This is a genomic window from Dactylosporangium sp. NPDC005572 (assembly GCF_040605515.1).
Taxonomy (GTDB): Bacteria; Actinomycetota; Actinomycetes; order Mycobacteriales; family Micromonosporaceae; genus Dactylosporangium.
On the sequence record NZ_JBEXCY010000215.1, the window covers coordinates 1 to 19649 of the forward strand.

Genomic DNA, 19649 nt, shown 5'->3' on the forward strand with positions numbered 1-19649 from the left:
TTCTCGTCCCCCACAGCGCCTCGCGCGGCAGGTCCCGCGTCGGCTCCAGGGCGGGGTCGACGGCCGGCCGGTCGGTGCCGTTCACCCGGCCGGTCCTGCGGTGCCGCCGGACGCCGGAGTGGTCCGTTCCGCGGACGCGCTGCGGCCCGGTGGACGCCGCGGCGACCGCGAGCGCGGGTTCGTAACCGTCCAGGACGGCGGCGGGCAGGATGACCACGACGTGCACGCCGAAGTACATGCCGCGGCGCATCTGCACCACGATGTTGTGCCGGGCGGCGAGCCGCGCGACAACGACGAGGCCGATCTGGCCACCGGCGCGCGGCTCGAAGGGTGGCGGGTCGGCGAGCCGGGCGTTGATCTGTTGCAGCGCGTCGGCGTCGAGACCGACGCCGCGGTCCTCGATGTCGATCGCCCAGCCCTGACCCACCTGCCCGGAGCGCACCTCGACCGGCGACCCGGCCGGCGAGAACACGGTCGCGTTCTCCAGCAGCTCGGCGAGCAGGTGGGTGAGGTCACCGACGGCGCTTCCGACGATGCGTACCTCGTCGCCCTCGGGAGCGATCTTCACCCGCGTGTAGTCCTCGACCTCCGCGGCGGCGGCCCGCAGCACGTCGCGCAACGGAGCCGGATCGCGCTCGCGGCGGTGCGGCTGCTCGCCGGCGAGCACGAGCAGGCTCTCGGCGAGTCGGCGCATGCGGGTCGCCTGATGGTCGATGCCGAACAGCATCTCCATCGCCTTGGGGTCCTCCTCGTCGCGCTCCATCTCGGTGATGAGCCGCAGCTGGCGACGGGTGAGGGTGAGACTGCGCCGGGCCAGGGTCCGCATGACGTCCCCGGTGCTGCGTACGGTCGCCATGTCGTAGGTCGCGGTGACGGCCGCGCGGTACAGGGTGTTGCAGGCGTCGGCCACGTCGCCGATCTCGTTGCGCGGGGTGTCGGTGAAGACCGGTGGCTCGGCCGCCGGGTCGACGACCTGACCGCCGCGCAGGAGCGCGGTCACCTCCGGAAGGCGGCGCTGCGCCACCCGCAGCGCGCCGGCCCGCAGCGCCCGCAGCGCCCGCACAAGCCGGGCGGCGACGACGACGGACACCGCGATCGAGACGAGCAGGACGACCAGCGCCACCACGCCCGAGAGGAGCGCGCGACGGTTGGCCTCGTGGGTCAGGTCGGCGGCGCTGCGCTCGAGGTCCGCGACGATGCGCGCCTCGACGGTGCGCAGCGCCGCCTGTTTCTGGGCGCTGATGGCCGCCCAGTCGTCGAACCGCACGGACTTCGCCCGACCGGCGAGCACCTCGTCGCGCATCTCCTTCACCCGGGCCGCGGGTGCCTGCACGGTACCGTCGAAGAAGGCGATCTGATCGGGCAGCGCCGTGGAGCGGAACTGCTTGGTCCAGCCGTCCTCGGCGCCGACGGCCGCCTGCACCCGGATCGCGCTGTCCGGCACGACGTTGCCGAGGTTGATGGCCGCGGAGAGATAGCCGTACTGCTGGCTCGCCTGCTCGCTCACCCAGGACACCGCGGACAGCGCGGACGCGATCCGGACCAGGTCCTGGTCCTCGCTGCCGATCCCGGTGAGCGCCGCGCCGGCGTCGAGCCAGCCCTGGATCATGCCGGTGTAGGCGACGGTGCCCGGCCCGGGCTGCAGGCTGCGGTTGGCCACCGATGCGCGGATCCCACCGATCTTGTCCATGTGGCCGCGGGCGTCGGCGACGGCGTCCGCGACCCGGTTGCGGCTGCCCTCCGGCAGGAGGCGGGCGTCGGCGGCGACCGTCGCGTACGCGACGTCGACCTCGGCCGCGGCCGTCGTCGCCTGGTCGCTGAAGCGGCTGACGGCGTAGCCGGACCCGACCAGGCTCGACACCGCGTAGCGCTCGGCCTGCAGCGCGTGGACGAGCGCGTTGACCCCGACCAGCCACCGCGCGGCGGTGCGGGTCTGCTCGCTCGCCCGGGCCTGCGCCAGCTCACCCGCCACGACCCAGGCACCGACCCCCGTCAGCGCCAGCAGCGGCAGGAGCAGCACCAGTGTCACCTGCGGCCGGATCGGCCAGTTCCGCACGACGCCACCTCTCCCCAGATCGCCGTCGTCCATCCACAATGGACGATTTACACCGCCCGGATCAGGCCGAACGCGCCGCCGACCGTTTGGTGATCCAGAACGTAGCCGCCGATGCCGCCGTCGAAGAAGGGTGTGCGCGCGTCCCCTTCGGGCCACCGTGGCGTCATCGGGCCACGCGCTCGCGGCCCAGCCAGCCGGCCCGCACCGCGGCGGCGCCGAGCGCGAACCGCGACGTCACGCCCCACTCCTCGTAGAGGTTCTCGACGTCGCGCTTGACCGTGCGCACCGACACCCGCAGCTCGCGGGCTGCCCGAGCGTCGTCGTAGCCCTGGTCGAACAGCAGCAGCAGCGCGCGGCGCCGCCGCAGCAGGCCCATGTCGGCGCCGGGCGCGGGCCGTGGGGGCCGCGCGTCGGCCGCCGCCTCGACCCGGTCGACCATGTCGGCCACCGCCGCCACCAGCGCGGGCGCCTCGACGAAGACGCCGCCGCGGTCGAGGTCGGCGTCGTCGAGCGGGATGAGGGCTGCCCGGGCGTCCCACACGATCGTGCGGGTCGGCACGTGGTCGGCGACGCGCAGCCGGCCCATGGGTGGCACCTTGCGCCCGGGCCGCTGCTGCTGCACGCCGCTGACGGCGGCGGTGGTCCAGACACTGGAGACCTGGACGCCGCGCCCGCCGGCCGGGGCGAGCAGGTCGGGCAGGTTCGCGAACGGGCCGGGCGGCGGCGGTCCGCTGAGGAGGAACTTGATGCTGGTCTCCGCGCGTAGGGTCAGATCGGCCATCCGGGGGAAGATCTCGTCCCGCACGTGCACCTGGATGCCGGCGTGCGTGCCGAACCGACGGCGTCCGGCGAGATAGTCCGCGAAGAGCCCGGAGCCGTAGAGGCGGGCCCGCTCGGCGGCCATCGCCGCGCGTTCGGCGTCGAGCTCCGCGGCGCGCGCCGCGTGCTGGGCCTCCAGGACCGCCACCGGGTCCTGCGGCTCCCACCGCTCCCCCGCCCGGCGCAGCAGGCCGAGGTCGGCCAGCCGGTCGACCTCGGCCTGCACCAGTGCCTCGGGGCGGCGCAGGAACGCCGACAGGGCCGCGGCGTCGAAGGACGGGTGCCGGGCGACCGCCCGCCACACGAGGTCGGAGAACTCGTCCAGATGGGCGAAGGACAGGTCGGACAGGCGCATGAGCGGCTCCGCAGCGTTCAGGGTCGCGGGACCACGGTCACGACGTTGGAGTCCGGTCCCTCGCCGTCCCCGTTCGCGCCGCGGACCTTCAGTTCATAGGTGTGGTTGTTGGTGAAGTAGGCGCCGGTCCAGCACAGGGCGTCGACCGGGTACGGCATGAGGGTCCACGCCTGGCCTGCCGTGACGTCGTGGTAGTAGACGTTGTAGCCGGTCGCGTTGACCGCCTTCGACCAGCACAGCTTGATCTCCGTCGACTTGGCGGGCTCACCGGTCAGGGTGAGCGTCCCCGGGCGGGGAGCGGCCGGCGTCACGGCGACGACCTTCGAGTCGGCACTCTCCCCGTTGGGTCCGGCTCCACGGATCTTGAACTCGTACCGGTGGCCGTTGATGTAGTAGTCCCCGGTCCAGCAGGTGTTCGTCACGGGGAACGCCATCCGCTGCCACTCCTGGCCGGTGTTGGTGTCGCGGTAGAACACCGAGTACCACGCGGCGTGCTCCGCCTTCGACCAGCACAGCGTCACCTGGCCGCTGCCGGCGGGCTTTCCCGTCAGGCCGCCCGGCACGGCGGGCGCCGGCGGCGGCGGGCTCGTCGACGCGGACGGCGCCGCGCTCGGCGCTGCTACCGCCGACGCCGGTGGCGGCAGCTCGCCTCCCTGGGTGTAGTCGTGGACGACCGTGAGCACCGGGTCGTCGGCCGACACGACGGCGGCGGCGCAGGCCGTGACGGCGCCGCCCCGCACGGCCCGCGGCACGGTCGCCCCGGCGACCGGGCCGTCGAGGGTCGCGTCGAGCTTGGCGCGGATCCTCGCGGAGCGTGTCTTCCAGTCGACGCACGCCGTGTCGGTGGCCCGGGCCGGGTCGAGGGACGCCTTCGGGTCACCGTCGCGACTGGCGTACACACCGATCTCGGCGACGACGAGCGGCTTGTCGAGCTCCGCCGCGGTGGCGGCGGCCGTCGCGAGCTGCGCGGCGGCGCCGTCGTTCATGTCGTAGTCGACCATGGTGAGGACGTCGATCTGGCCGCTCTCGTGCACGGCCTTCCAGTCTCCCGCGGAGGCGGCGGCCGGCCCGCCGCTGCCGGAGGCGACGAGGTGGTTGGGGTCCAGGCGGTGCACCTCGGCGCCGGCCGTGTCGTAGAAGCCGCGCAGCTCGGCGACGCTGAGCCCGGCCGGCGGCGGCGCGGCGAGCTCCCACATGGCGACCGCCGGCTCGTCGCGCAGCAGCGGCACGAGCTCGCGGATCCACGGCAGCAGCGTGGCCTGGTAGCCGTCGCGGTACCACTCGGGCCGCCCGCCGGGCGAGCATCCGTCGTTGCCGGTGCCGAGCACGAGCGTGACCCGCTGACCGAACCGCTTCGCGACCGCGACGACCCGCTTGACCTCGGCGGCGCCGGCGCCGGGCGGCGCCCAGGTGCGCACGATGCCGCTCGTGCGCAGCGAACCGAAGAACGCCGTCAGGTCGGCCGCGGGCAGCGGCGCGTTCCCGGCGACGGCCGGCGCGCTCGGCGACGACACGGCCGGGACCGGCGACCGTTGCTGGCACGGGATGAGCCCGGACACGCTCTGGCCGACGAAGCGGTACTGGGTGCCGCCCCACAGCAGCGCCGTGCCGCGCCGGCCGAGGAAGTCGACGCCGGGCTCCGACCGGGCGGCGGCCGACACCACGCCGGCGGCGACGGTGCCGGCCAGCGCCATGGCCAGGATGACCAGTCGCACACGGAACGCGCTCGAGAGGCCACCGAAGCCCATCCCACACTCCTTCATCCGACAGCCATCATACGACAGTCGCTAGATACATAGGACAAGCTCTTGCCGTGCGGCCGGTCTCGTGTTGTTGTACTTCCGGGGCCGGTCCCGGCCCTGAACCTCAGGTTTGGCGGGTGTTGGTCATGGCGTCTTGGCTGCAGCCGGAGCGGGACGACCGCGCCGCGCCGGGCTGGTACAGCCGGCCGATCGCCGCCGGTGCGGCGCTGCTCGCCGTGGCCGTGGCGGGGATCGTGCTGGCGGACCGTCCCGGCGGGCCGGAGCTCACGATGTTCCGGGTCGGTGCGGTGCTCGCCGTGCTGCTGCTCGGCGCGCTCCCCAGGGTCGCGATCTCGGCGGGCGGCCTGGCCGCGGCCGACTTCCGCGTGCGGTCGGCGAACGAGGACCCGGCCGAGGTGGCGCGCCGGCTGCGGGCCGCCGGCCGGGCGTTCGGCTGGCTGGCGGCCAGCGCGGCGGTGGCCGGGGCGAGCTGGGCGGGCTGGCTGGCGGTGCACGGCACGCCGGTCGACCGGGTCCTGGTGGTGCTGGTGGGCATCTGCCTGGTCGTGCGGTCACGGCTGTTCGACCAGGGCTGGGCGGGCGCGGTGCCGGCGGTCGCCGGGGCCGTGATCGTCGTCGTGGCCGTGGTGCGGATGGTCACCGATCCGGGGCCGCTGCCGGGGCTGCTGCCGACGGTCGCGGGCGTGGTGACCGGGGCGGTGCTCGGCACCGCCCAGACCCTGATGTCACGGCACGGACCCGGCCGCCGCCGATTGCTGCGCTGGCTGGAGGTGACCGCGGTGGTCGCCATGGTGTGCGCCGCCGCGGTGTCCGTCGGCCTGGTCGAGGCGGCCCGCGCCATCGTCGGTTGACGGCCGTCGCCCCCACTCCGGCCGGTGCGCCGTCACCGGCCGGCGAGCCTCCGCCGGTAGCGGTCCTCCAGCGCGCGATAACCGGCGAGGCTCGCGGTGAGCGACTCCCGGTCGTAGCCGGCCGGCGCGCGCTCGAACGCGGATCGCGCCTCAGGAGATGCGAAGGCATCCGGCGGTACCACGGAGGCGCCGGGCGGGATGAATTTGACGACCTCCTCGTGGGCCGCGATCGCCACGGCCAGCACGTGCAGCGCGGCCTCGGCGCTCGCGACCGGCAGCGCCGCCGGGTCGCCGGCCACCATGCCACCGGCCCGGCGGCCCAGGGCGAGGAACTCGTGCGGCTCGATGATCCGGGACGGTTCGTCGCCGCCGAAGGACGGCGGCGCGACCGGCTCCTCGGGAAGCTGGAACCGGAAGTGGCGGCGGGTGCCGCAGCCGTGGCAGTCGCCGTCGAAGGACGACGCGTGACGGCCGTCGATCCGGCTCCTGCCGTGCCGCGCCCACGCGGTGTCGGTCTGACCGCACCGGCAGGGGTGCAGCTCGACGTACAACAGGCACTCGACCTGCGAGCGGGCCGGCAACGGCGGCGTGCGGTCCTCCCGCGCGGTCCGTGGCAAGGGGACCTTCGGCCGGTGCCGCACCGCCGGAACCGGCGATGCCCACGTGTCGTCGACGAAGCCCTGCTGTGACGCCATTGTCACCCTGCCTTCGGAGTATGTTGTTTTGTCGATACGATACCAGAAGCGTCACATCGCCGGCCGTGACGTCGACAACAGTCCGGCCAGCCGGTCGTACGCGGCGCGGGTCCGGCTCCGCAGGCGGAGCGGGTCCAGCGGGTTGTCGCGAGCGGCCGCACCGTCGTAGGGCACGACGACCCAGCCGCCGGCGCCCTCGGGCAGGTGGTCCCGCAGGTGCCGGTCGACCCGCGCCACCGGCTGCCGGCGGGTCAGGACCACCGCGACCACGAGGTCACGGGCCTGGGCGGGGGCGGTCCGGGCCAGCCGGTCGATGGTGGCCGCGGCCGCGTCGAGGGCGGTGTGGCTGAGGCTGGTGACCAGCACGGCCCGGTCCGCCTCCGCGAGCGCCGTGGTGGCTGCCCGGGAGACGTCGTTGCCGATGTCGAGCAGCGTCGTGGCGTACGCACCCGACACCACGCCGAGCGCGGTCCGCATGAGCTGCGGCTCGAGGGGGGCTCCGCCTCCGTCGATCGTCGTCAGCCCGCCGGGCGGACCGGTGGCGGGCCCCCGCCAGCCGGGCCGGACGACGTCGGCGAGGACCGGGCCCAGAGCAGTCTCCAGCCGCCATCCCCCGGAGGCGTGTCCGGTCCCGACGTCGACGAGCGCGGTCGACCCGGCGGCGACGAGGGCGAGACCGGTCCCGGTCGCCGTCGTCGTGACGCCGGTGCCACCGCTGCCGGAGATGAACGCGATGACGCGCGCTCCGGTGGACGGTGCACGCCACCACGGCGCCTCCTGGAAGTCACCGGCGGTCCTGGGCCGGGCGCCGACCGGAAGCTTCACCGTGACGTGCTCGTGCGGCGTCGCTCGCACCTGGCCGGACGACCGAAGCGGCACCAGGTCGTCGCCCGGCCCTGCCGGCGCATCCAAGGACCGGCGCGACCGGCCGATGGGCCCGTCCGGTGGCGAACCTGGGCTGTCGGTCCAGGCCGATGCCGACGTCGGCGCCTGCGTCGGTGCCGGCTTCGCTGCCGGCGTCAATGTCGCTGCCGGAGCCAGAGCCGGCGTCGTCGGCGGTGGCGGTGGTGGCGGTGGTGGCGGTGGTGGCGGCGGCGACGGCGACGGCGACGGCGTCAATGCCGCGGCCGGAGCCGGCCTCGGTGCCGGCGTCAATGCCGCTGGCGGAGCCGGGGCCGGCGGTGGCGGTGGCGGTGGCGGTGGCGGTGGCGGTGGCGGCTTCAATGTCGGTGCCGAGCCGGCGACCAGGACCGGATCGGCGATCGTGCCCGGGACCGCGCCGCCGACCAGCGTCGGGTTGACCGCCGCCGGGTGTGCCCCGGAGCGGCCGCTGTGCGCGGGCAACGGCCCCGGGGGCGCACCGGCGATCAGCGCCGGGCCGGGCCCGGATCCGGCGGACACCGGGCCGGGCCCGGGGACCTGCGGGTCGTCCGGGTCGCCGGGGCGGCTCTTCGGGGCGTCCGGCCGGTCCTGGCGGCTCATCCGGTGCGCCGACAATGCAGTCTCCCTCACCGGGCTATCGGCCGGCCGCGTCCGGCAGCCCGGCCGCCAGCGCCGCGGTGCAGATCATCGTGGTGACCAGGGTCGGCTCCGCCCATCGCAGCAGCCGCCCGGCCCGCTGCGGGACTCGCCGCGCCTGGGTGACGGCCAGCGCGACGCCGGCGACCGCACCGCCGGTGGCCACGGCGAGCCAGCCGCCCAGCACCGGCGGCGCCGCCGCGACACGCACTGCGGCCAGCACGGCCGTGGCGAGGCCGGTACCGCCCAGCAGCCGGGCGCTCCAGCCGGCGAACATCCGCGACCGCAGGGCCAGGCCGGCGCCGGCCGTGACGGCGACGAGCCGGTCCGCCGGCGCGCCGGCCACGGCCAGCCAACCCACCGCGCTGCCGGCGAGCAGGGCGATACCGGAGACCGTCGCGCCCAGGAGGCGCTCGGCCGCGTCCCGCCGGACCCGTACGCCGTCCGGACCGGTCGTGCCGCTCAGCCGCAGCATCAGGTCGGCACTCCCCGGGCCGGCGAAGCCCCCGGTGAGCCGGGCGAGGCTGCCGAGCAGCAGGACGCCGGACACCGCCGCAGCCAGCGCCGCGCCGCGCGCGCCGGCGGTCACGACGAGGCCCGCGACGACGGCCGCGCCGACGACGATCCCGGCCGGCGCGGCACCGGCCAACCAACCGGCCGGGGCCCTTGGGTCCTCGCGGGCCGGCACGGCGCCGAGGTCGTACGCATGCTCGGACAAGACCCGCTCCTGCCGAACCCAAAAGCCAACATAAAACATACGCCTACCATAGTCGACCGGCGACGCGGGCGTTGTCAACACGGCATGACCGGCCCATGTCGCGGGCGATCCCCGGCGTTTATCGTGTGTTGTATCAGGCGCGCGGGCGGCGCCGGCGGTACCGACCAGAGGGTGTGACATGACGACTGCAGCGGCCATGCCGGGCGACGAACCCGCCGCCCGCCACCAGCACGGGCCGGCGAGCACCGAGCCGCCCGCCGCGGCCGGCCCGGTTGCGGCGGCACCGGCCGACGGCGAGTCCCCACTGGCGGAACCCGCCGTCCCGGACCTGGCGGCGCCGGCCGATGTCGCGTACAGGCCGACGGGACCCGACGCCGCCGGCGCATCGACCGCAGCGCCGGCCCGGACCTCGACCCGCGCCGCCACCGACGACCCGGCCCCGACCCACGCCGCCGCCGCCGACGATTCGGCCCCGACCCACGCCCCGGCCGTGCCCCCCACCTCGGCGGCGGTCGTGCTGGCGGAAGTCCTCCCGGCCGGCGGAACACCCGCACGCCCCACGACGCAGATCGTCGCGGCGATCGGCCCGGCCGCGGCGGCCGGTCTCGATCCGGCCGGCACCCGGAGTGCGGCGGGAAGCGGCGCCACAGCGGCCGAGGCGTTGCGCGGGATCGCCCGCGGTGGCCGCGCTGTGCGCGCCCGCCGGTTCGCCGGAATCCTGCGGACGGCCCTCGCCGGGGCGCTGGACACCGGTGCGTTCGACACCCTGGACGCCGGTCGCCGGACGGTCCGGGCGGTGCGGATGCCGCTCGGGGAGCCGCGCTCCATCGCGGTCGTCGCCGGACGAGGCGGCGTGGGCAACACGACCACCGCCGTAGGCCTCGCCGCGGCGCTGGCGGCGCTGCGCGACGACGAGACCGTCGTGGTCGGCGCCTCCGGCGGCGCCGGGGCGGCGTCCTCGGCCCGGCTCCACACGTCCCGGGCGGCCGAGCCTGGAACTGTACGGACCGGCGCCCCGGCCCCCGCATGGGTTCCGGCCGACCACGAGGACCGGACCCGCCAGGGCGGGCAGCCGGGCGCCGAGTTCCGGGCCGGTCCAGGCGGGCCGTACGTCGTCGACGGCGGACCCGAGGACGACCTGGGCCCGCGGCTCGACGCGCTACGGCAGCGCTACGCCGTCATCGTGGCTGACGCCGGCAATGAGCTGACGCTGCGGGCGCACAGCGTCGTGGGCCACGCGGGCCAGATCGTCGTGGTGACCGACGCCGGTGGCGGCGCGCTGGAGGCGACCCGGCGGGTGTTCGAGCGCCTCGCGTCCGGGCACCGCAGCGAGGTCGTGCGGACGGCGGTGGTCGCGGTGGTCGGCGGGCGGGCGGCAGACCGCCGCCGGCTGGCGCTGCGGATCAGATCCGAGCTCGGCGTCGACCCGGCCCAGATCGTCGAGGTTCCGCACGACGAGGGCCTGGCCGCGCCGGGCCACTTCGACCCGGCCCGGCTCACGCGAGCGACGCGCTGGGCCTACGCGACGGTGCTCGCGGCCGGCGACGACGGACGTCCCGCCACGGCCGGGACCCACGCCGGCTGACCGCTGCCGACCCGCTCCGCCGAGACGAAGACCCCGGTGCCCGTCCCGGAAGGGGCAGGACACCGGGGCCGCGGAGCGGATCCGGAACGCGGTCAACCGCTCGTGGCGTGCCGGACCACCCGGGCGGGGCGGTGCGGACGACGACGCGGCCGCCCACCACCTGCGGGCGGGTCCGGGACCGGCACCGGCGGCACCCCGATCAGGGCCGTCGCAACCGCGTGCAGGTCGAACGGCGGCATCCGGTGCTCACGGTCGCGGCCGGGCGTGACCTCGTTGATCCGCAGACCGCCGAACGCCGCGGTGACCCGCACCGTCACCGATTCGTCCGGTTCGCCGGGCCCGGCGTCGTTGCGGGCGATGTGCAGGATGTACCCGGTCATGGCGTTCCTTTCACGGTCCCGGCTGGGGCTGGGTGCTGCAGCCGAAGGTACGAGGAACCGGGTGTCAGAACATCAACGAGATGGCGTATGTCCGGCGTTCAATCGGCCGCCAGCAGCCAGTCCAGGGCCACGGCCGCCGTCCAGGACTGGTGCGCGCTGCCGAGGGCCTCGCCGGTGAACGGCTCGTAGTACTCACCGAACGCCAGGTCGGACAGCTGCCGCAGCGCCTCGGTGCGGATGCCTGCCGCCAGGCCGGTCGCGCCGCGCCGGCGCAGCGTCCACCACAGCAGCCAGTTGAGGAACGGCCACTGCGGGCCCCGCCAGTACGTGCGCGGCTGGAACCCGGCGAGCTCCGGAGTGGCTGACGGCGGCACCGCGTAGCGCAGGCCGGGGTGGCCGCACCAGCGCGGGCCGGTGAGCAGGTCGAGCTGGCGCGCGACGACCTGCTCGTCGCCGCCGGACAGTAGCGGCGCGAAGCCGCCGACCGTCGGCACGTCGATCCGCCGGCCGCTGCGCACGTCCTCGTCCCGCGCGAGGCCGGTCTCCGGCGAGACCGTCGACAGCACGCCGGCCCGGAACCGGTCGGCCAGCACGCGCAGCTCGGCCGCCTCGGCGGGCCGGCCGAACTCGTCCCCGATCTCCGCCAGTACCTCACTGGACAGCGCGGCGACGGCGGACATGAACACGTCGGTCATGCGGAAGTCGACGTTCTCGCGGACCTTGTCGTCGTCGTAGCGCGCCTCGTGCATCTGATGGACCAGCCAGAGGTACCGCTGATATTCGGCGTCACTGGGCCGCTGCCCGGCGTCGGCCACGTGCCGCAGGTCGTGGCGGCGCCCGACCGGCATCTCGCGGCCGGGGACGACGGCGGCGTAGGCCTGGTCCCACCGCGGCGAGTTGTCCATGCCGGACTCCCAGCCGTGGTAGATCTCGAGCAGCCCGCGACCGGCCGGGTCCCGGGCGGTGGCCAGCCAGCGGTGCCACGCCAGCCACCGGTCGAAGGTCTCGGCGGCGAAGCGCTCGGCGAGGTCCCGGTCCGCGCCGCCGTTGCGGCGACCGGCGTCGAGCACCCGCCGCACCGCGATGGCGTGCACCGGCGGCTGGCAGATGCCCGAGGTCCGCACGCCGGAGGGGGCGGCGTCGGCGACGCCGCAGTCCCACACGTCGGGACCCGGGAAGTACCCGGCGTCGGGGCCGAACACGATGTGCGGCAGCATCCCGGTGCGCCACTGCGCCCGCAGCAGCGTGCGCAGCTCGGCGATGGCCCGCGGCACGGACAGCGTCGCGAGGCCGATCGCCACGAACGCGGCGTCCCAGCTCCACAGGTGCGGGTACAGCTGCGGCGCCGCGGTGGTCAGCTCGCCGATGTCGTTGCCGCGCAGGATGTAGGCGGCGCGGGCGGCGAGGGTCTCCGGCGGCACGGTCGTCGTCGTCATGCCGCGCCCGCCAGGACGAGGCCCGTTTCCGCGTCGTAGAAGCGCAGGCTCTGCACCGGCGGGCGCAGCCACACCGCGCTGTCCGGCTCGACCCGGAACGTCGGCGGGGCCTGCACCTTCACCTCGTGCTCGCCGAGCCGCACGGTGAGCAGCACCGACGCCCCGGTGGGCTCGACGACCTCGACGCGGGCGGTCAGCCAGCCGGGCTGCTGCACGGTGGCGACCTCGAGATTCTCGGCCCGCACGCCGAGCAGGACGGCGCGGTCCCGGTAGGGGTCGAGGTGCTCCGGGGCCGGCAGCACCTGCTCGCCGATGTGCAGGCTGGGGCCGGCGCCGTTGACCCGCACCGTGGCGGGGACGAAGTTCATCGGCGGGGCGCCGAGGAACCCGCCGACGAAGCGTTCGCTGGGATGGTCGTACACCTCGATCGGCGGGCCGAGCTGGGCGATGCGGCCGGATCGCATGACCGCGACCCGGTCGCCGAGCGACATCGCCTCGGCCTGGTCGTGCGTGACGTAGAGGGTGGTCGCGCCGACCCGCCGGACGATCCGCTTGAGCTCAGCGCGGAACTGCAGCCGCAGCAGCGCGTCCAGGTTGGACAGCGGCTCGTCCATGAGCAGCACCCCGGCGTCGACGACGATGGCCCGGGCGACCGCGACCCGCTGCCGCTGGCCGCCGGAGAGCTGCGCGGGGTAGCGGTCGAGGTAGTCGGTGAGCTCCAGCACGGCCGCGGCCTCGCGGACACGCCGGTCGACCTCGTCCTTCGGGACCTTGCGCATGGTCAGCCCGAAGCCGATGTTCTGCCGGACCCGCAGGTGGGGGAATATGGCGTACGACTGGAACACCATCGACAACCTGCGCTCCCGGGCCGGCAGGTCGGTGACGTCGCGGCCCGCGATGGCGATGGTGCCGCCGTCGGGTGCCTCCAGGCCGGCCACCATCCGCAGCAGCGTGGTCTTGCCGCAGCCGCTGGGTCCCACGAGGACGAGGAACTCGCCGTCGGCGACGGTGAGGCTGACGTCGTCGGTGGCCCGGGTCGTGGCGCCGGGGTAGGTCTTGACGAGGTGGTCGATCACGATGTCGGCCATGCGGGGCCCTCCAGGCCGGGTGGGGTGGTCATCGAAGCGTCGTCCCCCACATGTTGAGCAGGTACTTGCGCATCACGGCGATGAACAGCAGGGCGGGCAGCACGAGCGCGAACCCGCCGGCGAAGCGGAACGCCAGCGGCGAGTCGCCGAGCGTCGAGAGGACCTGGGCGGGCAGCGTGCGCTGGTTGAGAGTGAGCACGGCGGCGCCGAGCACCTCGTTCCAGGACATGACGAACGCGAACATCGCGGCCGCCGCGATGCCGGGCAGCGCCTGCGGCAGCACGATGCGCAGGAACGCCTGCAGCGGCGTCGCCCCGAAGATGACCGCGGCCTCCTCGTGGTCGCGCGGGACCGACAGGAAGATCGCGGCGGTGATGAGCACGGTCGTCGGCAGCGCCAGCGCGGTGTGCAGCAGCGTCACCGCGTACGTGGTGTCGTAGAGCCCGGCGCTGAGGAACACCTGGGCCAGCGGCACCGAGAGCACGACGATGGGCAGCGCGCGGGTCAGCAGCAGGAACAGCTGATACGGTCCCCGGCCGCGGAAGGTGTACCGCGACAGCGCGTACCCGGCGGGCACCCCGACGAGCAGCGCGAGGACCACGGTGCTCAGCCCGACGGTGAGCGAGTTGAGGAACGAGCCGACGATGCCGGTCGAGGACAGGAACGTGCGCAGTGTCTCGGTCGACACGTCGGTGGGCAGCAGGGGCAGCGGGAAGCGGTTCAGCGACTCCCGGCTGGACAAGGCGGCGAGGGTGACGAGGTACAGCGGCACGCCCATGAACAGGGTGACCGCGACGCAGGCGGCCTGCAGCAGCACCGCCCGGCGGCGCCGGCGGGCGCTCATCGGGCCTCCTCCCCCGCCGGCACCCGCAGCAGCCGCAGGTAGGCGATCGAGGTGGCCAGTGACACCAGCAGCACGACGAGGGCGATGGCCGCGGCCACGTGGGGGTTCTGCAGGGAGCTGTACCACTGGTAGGTCTCGCCGACGAGGACCGGGAAGTCCCGCCCGGCGAGGGCCTGGGCGACCGCGAAGGTCTGCAGCGCGAGGATGGTGCGCAGGATCATCGCGACCTGGATGCTGGGCCGCAGCTGCGGCAGGATGACGTGCCGCAGCCGCTGCCAGTACGTGGCGCCGAAGACCGCCGCGGCCTCGTCGTAGTCCTTGGGGATGTTCTGCATCCCGGCCACCACGATGACGAAGACCAGCGACGTGGCCCGCCACAGTTCGGCGACGACGACGGCGAGGAAGATCGTCGGCTTGTGCTGGAACGACAGCCACGCGTATCCGTCGAGGCCGAGGTGGTCCAGGACGGAGTTGAGGTAGCCGCGGTCGGTGAACACCGACAGCCAGACGAGACCGGCGGCGAGGTCGCTGATGGCGAGCGGGATGACCCAGACGTAGAAGTGGAAGCCGGCGAACCGGGGCCGCTCGCGCAGCAGCAGGGCCATCGCGATCGCGAAGGTGAACTGCAGCGGGATGAGCACGACGATGAGCAGCAGGGTGTAGCGCACCGCGGGCCAGAAGTACGGGTCGTCGAACATCCGGCGCAGGTAGGCCAGCGTGGGGCCGTCGTCGCCGGTGACCGCCTGGCCGACGCCGACGATGGTCGGCCAGGCGAACAGCGCCGTCATGAACACCAGCGAGGGTCCGATGAGCAGGAGTGGTGCCGGGACCCGGGCCCGCCGCGGCCGGCGGGCGCGCGGCGGGGTCTCGGTGGCCGGCTCCGCCGTCAGGGTCATCACGCCACCCGGCAGGTGGCGCCGGCCGGGTCCGGCTTCCAGCACGGCACCTTGGCCTCGTCGAGGATCGTGTTGAGGAGCTTGGCCTGGTTGTCGAGGACCTGCTGGACCGGCTTGCCGTCGATGCAGATCTCCTTGAAGGTGTTCTTGAAGATCTGCGAGACCTCGCCGTCCTTGGCGCCGAGCCCGACCGGCGGCAGGGAGACGATGGCGCCGCTCGCGCCCTGCTGCTTCTGGACGGCGGCGGCCTCCAGGGCGATGGCGGGCGGCAGGTCGCTGGGCAGGGTGGCCTTGACGACCGGGAAGAACGCGTTGTCGCGCAGCACGTCGAGCTGGGCGTCGGCGACGGCGAGGGCCTTGATGACGTCCTTCGCCTTGTCCACCTCGGGGGCGCCGCGCGGGATCGCCAGGCCGGCCACCACGAGCAGGTAGCCGAGGCCCTTCGGGCCGCGCGGCGCGGGCAGCACGAGCCAGTCGTCCGGCTTGCCCTTGGGCGCGGCGGCGAGCCGGGCGACGTGGTCCCAGGCCATGAGCACCTCGCCGCGCTGCAGCGGCTCCTGCATGAAGTCGTAGTTGGTGGAGGCGGGCGCGGTGACGGCCCACAGGTCCTTCATGTAGCTCCACGCCTGGGCGGCGTCAGCGCCGCGGAACGTGGTGATCTGCCCGCCGGTGAAGCTCGGCAGCAGGAAACCCTGGAAGAAGCGGTGGTACAGGCCCTTCGGCCCGGCCGGGATGCCGAACACGGGCTTGCCGCCGTTGCCCGCCCGGGCCGCGGTGGCCCAGGCCAGCAGCTGGTCGTAGGTGAGCTGCTGCGGGTCGGCCCCCGACGGCAGCCACTGCAGCGCCTTCTTGTGCACGGCCAGCACATAGGAGGCCTGCATCCAGGGGATGTACTTCGTGGTGGTGCCGCCGAGCTTGCCGAGCCCCAGCAGCTCGGCGTCGATGCCCCGGTCGGCGAGGGCCGACGCGACGTCGTCGAGGTCGAGCAGGCGGCCGGCGTGCGGGGCGAGGTCGCCGTGCAGGCCGCCGACCAGGCTGACCTGCACCTTGCCGGCGTCCACCTGGGACTGCAGCGTCGAGGCGAAGACGCCCGCGTCGACCGGGTTGTACGCGACCTTGGCGGCGGTCACGCGGCTGCCCAGGATCTTCTCGAAGCGCTGGCGCTCCTCGACCGGGGTGAACTGGGTGGACAGGAAGTTCACCGTGCCGCTGTCGCCGCTCGCGCCACTGGTGGAGACCCCGCCGCAGGCGGCGAGGGCGGGTGCCGCGAAGGCACCGAAGCCGGCGCCGAGACCGGCGCGCAGCAGGGTTCGGCGGCTAATCAGGGGCCGGTGCGGGGTACCGTTCGTCATCGCCACTCCCGGAAAGGTGTCGAGTTTTGTAAAGTCATCTTTTGTAAATCGGGGTGACGTAAGTCCACCGTCACGTAACACGCTTGTCAAGAGGTTGTCGATGGATGGCACCACGGATCCGGGTCGGTCGGTCCGCGCGCTGGGCGCCAGCCCGGGCCACCTGCTGGCGTTGATCAGGTCCGCACCGGCCTGGACGCGCCAGCAACTGCTGGACGCCACCGGCATGTCCCGGCCGACGCTGCTGGAGCGGATGTCACCGCTCTTCGCCGCTGGACTGGTCCGCGAGGCCGGGACGACCGCCTCGGTGGGCGGCCGCCCGGCCCAGCTGATCCAGTTCGACGACCGCCATCTCGGCGTGCTCACCTTCGACGTCGGGCACACCCACGGCTGGGTGAGCCTCACCGGCGTGCACGGCCGCGAGCTGCGCTCCAGCCGCTGCGCGCTGGACATCACCGGCACGCCGCCCGACCGGATCGTGCGGCAGCTCACCACCATCGCGGAGCGGCTCACCAAGGACCGGACCGGCGAGCGGATCGTCGGCGTCGGCGTCGGGCTGCCGGGCCCGATCGACCCGGCGACGGGCCTGCCCGGGCCGACGCCGATCATGCCCGGCTGGGACGCCTACCCCGTCCTGGAGCGCCTGCGGCAGCACTGGGACGTGCCGATGGTGCTGGAGAACGACGCCCGCGCCCTGGTGTTCGGCGAGGCCGGCCAGCACGACGGCGACACGCTGCTCGGCGTGAAGTGGGCGACCGGCATCGGCGCCGGGCTGATCGCCGACGGCCGCAGCATCGCCGGCGACGACGGCGCGGCCGGCGACATCGGCCACATCAAGCTGACCGCGGCCGGGCCGCCGTGCCGGTGCGGGCGGCGCGGCTGCCTCGCGGCGCACGCCTCCGGCCACGCGCTCCTCGGCCAGCTCGCCGGGCAGGGCGTGCGGAGCCTCGACGAGCTCGCCCGCCGCAGCGCCGAACCGGAGATCGGCCGGGCGCTCGACGCCGCCGCCCGCAAGGTCGGCACCGTCCTGGCCTCACTCATCGCCATGGCCAACCCGCGCACCCTCGTCCTCGGCGGGATCATCGGCAGCCTCCCCCGGGTCGTGGACACCGTCGCGGCCCGCGTGCGGGAGATCGCCCTCGACCGCAGCACCGAGGGGCTGCGGATCGTGCCGAGCCGGCTCGGTGAGCGGGCCGCCACGGCCGGGCTGGTGCACCTCGTCGTGACCCGGGTGCTCGCGCCCGACGCGATCGACCGTGCGCTGGCCGACCGGGACGGCGCGCTGGGCCCCTCCGCGGGCTGAGGGCGGTCAGCGCACGCTTCCCTCCGCCGACGCCGGCGCCGGCACCGGCACCGGCACCGGCACGCGGGCGCGGTGCAGCGCCGCGACGACCACCGACGCCAGCAGCACCGGCACACCGGCCAGCAGGAGGATGGCCCGGCTCGGCAGCCCGGCCGCGAGCAGCGCCCCGCACACCGCCGGGCCGACGATCGAGCCGACCCGCCCGAGCGCCACGGCCCACGCGATACCGGTCGTGTGGGCGGCGGGGTCGTAGACGCCCAGCGCGAGGGCGGACTGGCCCGCGGGCCCGGCAGCCGCGCCGGCGCCGGCCAGCGCCAGCGCCCCGAGCAGCGCGGGCGTGGCGAGCGGTGCGAGCGAGACCACGGCGAGCATCGCCGCGGCCAGCCCGCACAGGACGACGAGCACGCGGGGGGCGCCGAGACGGGCCGCGGCGACCGCGAGCACCGCGCCGCCCGCGATGCCGCCGAGGCCCCAGACCGCGGTGCCGAGCGGTGCCCGTTCGGCGGTGAACCCGTAGTCGAGCAGCAGCGTCGGCAGCCAGGTGTTCAGCGTCTGGCTCACGGTGAAGACGAGGAACGCGAACCCCCACAGCAGCGCGGTCCGCACGCGCACCTCCGGGCGGAGCAACGCGCCGACCTCGGCACCCCGCTCGTCGGTCCCGCCGTCGATCCGGCCGTCGGTCCGGGGCAGGTGCCGGTACAACAGCAGGGCGAGCACGGCGGCGAGGGCCGCGGCGACCCAGAACACCGCCGGCCAGCCCAGGCCGTGGATGAGCGGGCCGCCGGTGACGCCCCCGAGGACGGCCCCGACGGCCATACCGAGCACCAGCAGCACCGCGGCCGGCTCCCGGCGGCGCGGGCCGGCGAGGTCGGCCGCGAGCGACACGGCCGCCGGCAGTACCGTGCCCAGACCCAGGCCGGTGATGAACCGGATCGCCGTCAGTGCGGGCATGCCCGTCACCGCGGCCGTCGCCGCGGTCGCCGCGCCGAAGGCGAGCACCGACGCCCACACCACCGCCGCGCGGCCGAACCGGGCCGAGAGGCGGGCGCAGGCGAGGTAGCCCAGCACCGCGCCGACGTTGGTCGCCACCAGCGGCAGGGTGAGGTCGGCCGGGCGTAGCCCCCAGTCCTCGCTCAGCGCGGGCGTGACGAAGCTGAGCGAGGCGGTGTCGTAGCCGTCGGCGACCACCGCGGCGAACAGCAGGGCGATCGGCAGCCGGCGAGTGGTGGCCACGGCTCCCCCTCATGATCGGTACGAAGGTCGTGACGCTAGCGGGCCGGCGCCGCCGGAACATCGGCCACCTGGCTACTGCCCGGCGGCCGCGGTCGGGCCGCCGCGGCGGACCACCTCGGCCGCCAGCTCGGCCCGGTTGGCCAGCCCGGTCTTGGCGAAGATGTGGCCGAGGTGCGTCTTCACGGTCGCCCGGGAGACGAAGAGCCGCTGGGCGATCACCGGGTTGGTGTGCCCCTCGGCGACGAGCTGGGCGATCACCAGTTCGGTCGGGGTGAGGCTGGGCCATCCGCTCGCCGGGCGGCCGCGGGTGCCCCGGCCGCGCGACGCGTAGTCGATCGCCGCGTCGAGCGTCAGACCGGCGCCCTCACGCACCGCGGCGCGCAGGCCGGGCGGGTCGACCGCCCGGGCCACGGCGGTCCGCGTGGTCCGGTCGCGCAGGTCGTCGGCGTGGCTCCGCCGGGCGCCGAGGCGGCGGCGGGCGGCGCCGGCGGCGGCGAACAGCCGGGCGGCCCGGGCCTCGTCGCCGTCGAGCGCGGCCAGGCCGGCGACGGCCTCCAGGGTCGCGACGGCGTCGAGGAGGTAGCCGGCGTCGCGCTGCGTCGCGAGGGCGGCGTGCAGCAGGTCGCGGCCCCGGTCGCGCTGCCCGGCCAGCACGGCCGCCCGGCCGAGCCGCGCGTCGGCGCCCGCCAGCAGCCAGGGGTCGCCGACCGCCCGGGCCGCCACGGCCGCCTGCTCGAGGGTGGGCGCCGCGGGGGGCGGG

Annotated in this window: 17 protein-coding genes; 3 read left to right on the plus strand and 14 right to left on the minus strand. The window is 75.1% G+C overall.

Annotation, left to right across the window (positions count from 1 at the left end; genetic code table 11):
- The 3 genes from ABZS66_RS51050 to ABZS66_RS51060 form a co-directional block, all read right to left on the minus strand.
- Positions 1-2056: nitrate- and nitrite sensing domain-containing protein (locus ABZS66_RS51050; protein WP_354770336.1), on the minus strand; the 2056-nt coding region annotated here is incomplete at its 3' end.
- A gap of 163 nt (positions 2057-2219) precedes the next feature.
- Positions 2220-3230 (minus strand): hypothetical protein, encoded by a 1011-nt coding sequence (locus ABZS66_RS51055; RefSeq protein WP_354770338.1) that lies wholly within the window; start codon positions 3228-3230, stop codon positions 2220-2222.
- Between the two features lie 17 nt (positions 3231-3247).
- Positions 3248-4978, minus strand: coding sequence for a fibronectin type III domain-containing protein (locus ABZS66_RS51060; protein WP_354770340.1), 1731 nt, complete (start codon positions 4976-4978; stop codon positions 3248-3250).
- Positions 4979-5118: 140 nt separating this feature from the next.
- On the opposite strand from ABZS66_RS51060, the gene ABZS66_RS51065 reads away from it, so the two are divergent.
- A complete protein-coding gene (locus tag ABZS66_RS51065; RefSeq protein ID WP_354770342.1) occupies positions 5119-5844 on the plus strand; it encodes a hypothetical protein in 726 nt (241 codons plus the stop codon).
- A 32-nt stretch (positions 5845-5876) separates the two neighbouring features.
- Here ABZS66_RS51065 and ABZS66_RS51070 read toward each other — a convergent pair whose 3' ends face one another.
- From ABZS66_RS51070 to ABZS66_RS51080, 3 genes are all read right to left on the minus strand, one after another.
- The gene (locus ABZS66_RS51070) at positions 5877-6539 is read right to left on the minus strand and encodes a hypothetical protein (RefSeq protein WP_354770344.1); all 663 of its coding nucleotides are present in this window, start codon (positions 6537-6539) and stop codon (positions 5877-5879) included.
- A 51-nt stretch (positions 6540-6590) separates the two neighbouring features.
- Positions 6591-7364 (minus strand): hypothetical protein, encoded by a 774-nt coding sequence (locus tag ABZS66_RS51075; protein ID WP_354770346.1) that lies wholly within the window; start codon positions 7362-7364, stop codon positions 6591-6593.
- A 691-nt stretch (positions 7365-8055) separates the two neighbouring features.
- Positions 8056-8775, minus strand: coding sequence for a hypothetical protein (locus tag ABZS66_RS51080; RefSeq protein ID WP_354770348.1), 720 nt, complete (start codon positions 8773-8775; stop codon positions 8056-8058).
- Between the two features lie 178 nt (positions 8776-8953).
- On the opposite strand from ABZS66_RS51080, the gene ABZS66_RS51085 reads away from it, so the two are divergent.
- Entirely contained in the window at positions 8954-10360 is a 1407-nt protein-coding gene (locus ABZS66_RS51085) for a hypothetical protein (protein ID WP_354770350.1), read from the plus strand.
- A gap of 92 nt (positions 10361-10452) precedes the next feature.
- Here ABZS66_RS51085 and ABZS66_RS51090 read toward each other — a convergent pair whose 3' ends face one another.
- From ABZS66_RS51090 to ABZS66_RS51115, 6 genes are all read right to left on the minus strand, one after another.
- Positions 10453-10740 carry a hypothetical protein gene (locus ABZS66_RS51090; protein ID WP_354770352.1) on the minus strand — a complete coding sequence of 96 codons (288 nt, stop codon included), beginning with the start codon at positions 10738-10740 and terminating at the stop codon, positions 10453-10455.
- A 98-nt stretch (positions 10741-10838) separates the two neighbouring features.
- Positions 10839-12176 (minus strand): hypothetical protein, encoded by a 1338-nt coding sequence (locus ABZS66_RS51095; RefSeq protein WP_354770354.1) that lies wholly within the window; start codon positions 12174-12176, stop codon positions 10839-10841.
- Positions 12173-13264, minus strand: a complete 1092-nt coding sequence (locus ABZS66_RS51100; protein WP_354770356.1) for an ABC transporter ATP-binding protein — start codon at positions 13262-13264, stop codon at positions 12173-12175. Before ABZS66_RS51100 ends, ABZS66_RS51095 begins: the two co-directional genes overlap by 4 nt.
- Positions 13265-13292: 28 nt before the next feature.
- Positions 13293-14108 carry a carbohydrate ABC transporter permease gene (locus ABZS66_RS51105; RefSeq protein WP_354770358.1) on the minus strand — a complete coding sequence of 272 codons (816 nt, stop codon included), beginning with the start codon at positions 14106-14108 and terminating at the stop codon, positions 13293-13295.
- Entirely contained in the window at positions 14105-15004 is a 900-nt protein-coding gene (locus ABZS66_RS51110) for a sugar ABC transporter permease (RefSeq protein WP_354770360.1), read from the minus strand. The genes ABZS66_RS51105 and ABZS66_RS51110 overlap by 4 nt, the downstream gene beginning before the upstream one ends.
- Positions 15004-16356, minus strand: a complete 1353-nt coding sequence (locus ABZS66_RS51115; RefSeq protein ID WP_354770362.1) for an ABC transporter substrate-binding protein — start codon at positions 16354-16356, stop codon at positions 15004-15006. The genes ABZS66_RS51110 and ABZS66_RS51115 overlap by 1 nt, the downstream gene beginning before the upstream one ends.
- 100 nt (positions 16357-16456) lie before the next feature.
- On the opposite strand from ABZS66_RS51115, the gene ABZS66_RS51120 reads away from it, so the two are divergent.
- Positions 16457-17656 (plus strand): ROK family protein, encoded by a 1200-nt coding sequence (locus tag ABZS66_RS51120; protein WP_354770364.1) that lies wholly within the window; start codon positions 16457-16459, stop codon positions 17654-17656.
- Between the two features lie 6 nt (positions 17657-17662).
- On the opposite strand, the gene ABZS66_RS51125 is transcribed toward ABZS66_RS51120, so the two are convergent.
- Positions 17663-18889 (minus strand): MFS transporter, encoded by a 1227-nt coding sequence (locus ABZS66_RS51125; protein ID WP_354770366.1) that lies wholly within the window; start codon positions 18887-18889, stop codon positions 17663-17665.
- Between the two features lie 72 nt (positions 18890-18961).
- A partial coding sequence (locus tag ABZS66_RS51130) for a helix-turn-helix transcriptional regulator (protein ID WP_354770368.1) occupies positions 18962-19649 on the minus strand: 688 nt, incomplete at its 5' end.

Coding starts and splice junctions, on each gene's coding strand:
- ABZS66_RS51065 (WP_354770342.1), top strand. CDS start 5,119: ATGGCGTCTTGGCTGCAGCCGGAGCGGGACGACCGCGCCGCGCCGGGC.
- ABZS66_RS51085 (WP_354770350.1), top strand. CDS start 8,954: ATGACGACTGCAGCGGCCATGCCGGGCGACGAACCCGCCGCCCGCCAC.
- ABZS66_RS51095 (WP_354770354.1), bottom strand. CDS start 12,176: ATGACGACGACGACCGTGCCGCCGGAGACCCTCGCCGCCCGCGCCGCC.
- ABZS66_RS51100 (WP_354770356.1), bottom strand. CDS start 13,264: ATGGCCGACATCGTGATCGACCACCTCGTCAAGACCTACCCCGGCGCC.
- ABZS66_RS51090 (WP_354770352.1), bottom strand. CDS start 10,740: ATGACCGGGTACATCCTGCACATCGCCCGCAACGACGCCGGGCCCGGC.
- ABZS66_RS51120 (WP_354770364.1), top strand. CDS start 16,457: ATGGATGGCACCACGGATCCGGGTCGGTCGGTCCGCGCGCTGGGCGCC.
- ABZS66_RS51055 (WP_354770338.1), bottom strand. CDS start 3,230: ATGCGCCTGTCCGACCTGTCCTTCGCCCATCTGGACGAGTTCTCCGAC.
- ABZS66_RS51070 (WP_354770344.1), bottom strand. CDS start 6,539: ATGGCGTCACAGCAGGGCTTCGTCGACGACACGTGGGCATCGCCGGTT.
- ABZS66_RS51110 (WP_354770360.1), bottom strand. CDS start 15,004: ATGACCCTGACGGCGGAGCCGGCCACCGAGACCCCGCCGCGCGCCCGC.
- ABZS66_RS51115 (WP_354770362.1), bottom strand. CDS start 16,356: ATGACGAACGGTACCCCGCACCGGCCCCTGATTAGCCGCCGAACCCTG.
- ABZS66_RS51105 (WP_354770358.1), bottom strand. CDS start 14,108: ATGAGCGCCCGCCGGCGCCGCCGGGCGGTGCTGCTGCAGGCCGCCTGC.
- ABZS66_RS51060 (WP_354770340.1), bottom strand. CDS start 4,978: ATGGGCTTCGGTGGCCTCTCGAGCGCGTTCCGTGTGCGACTGGTCATC.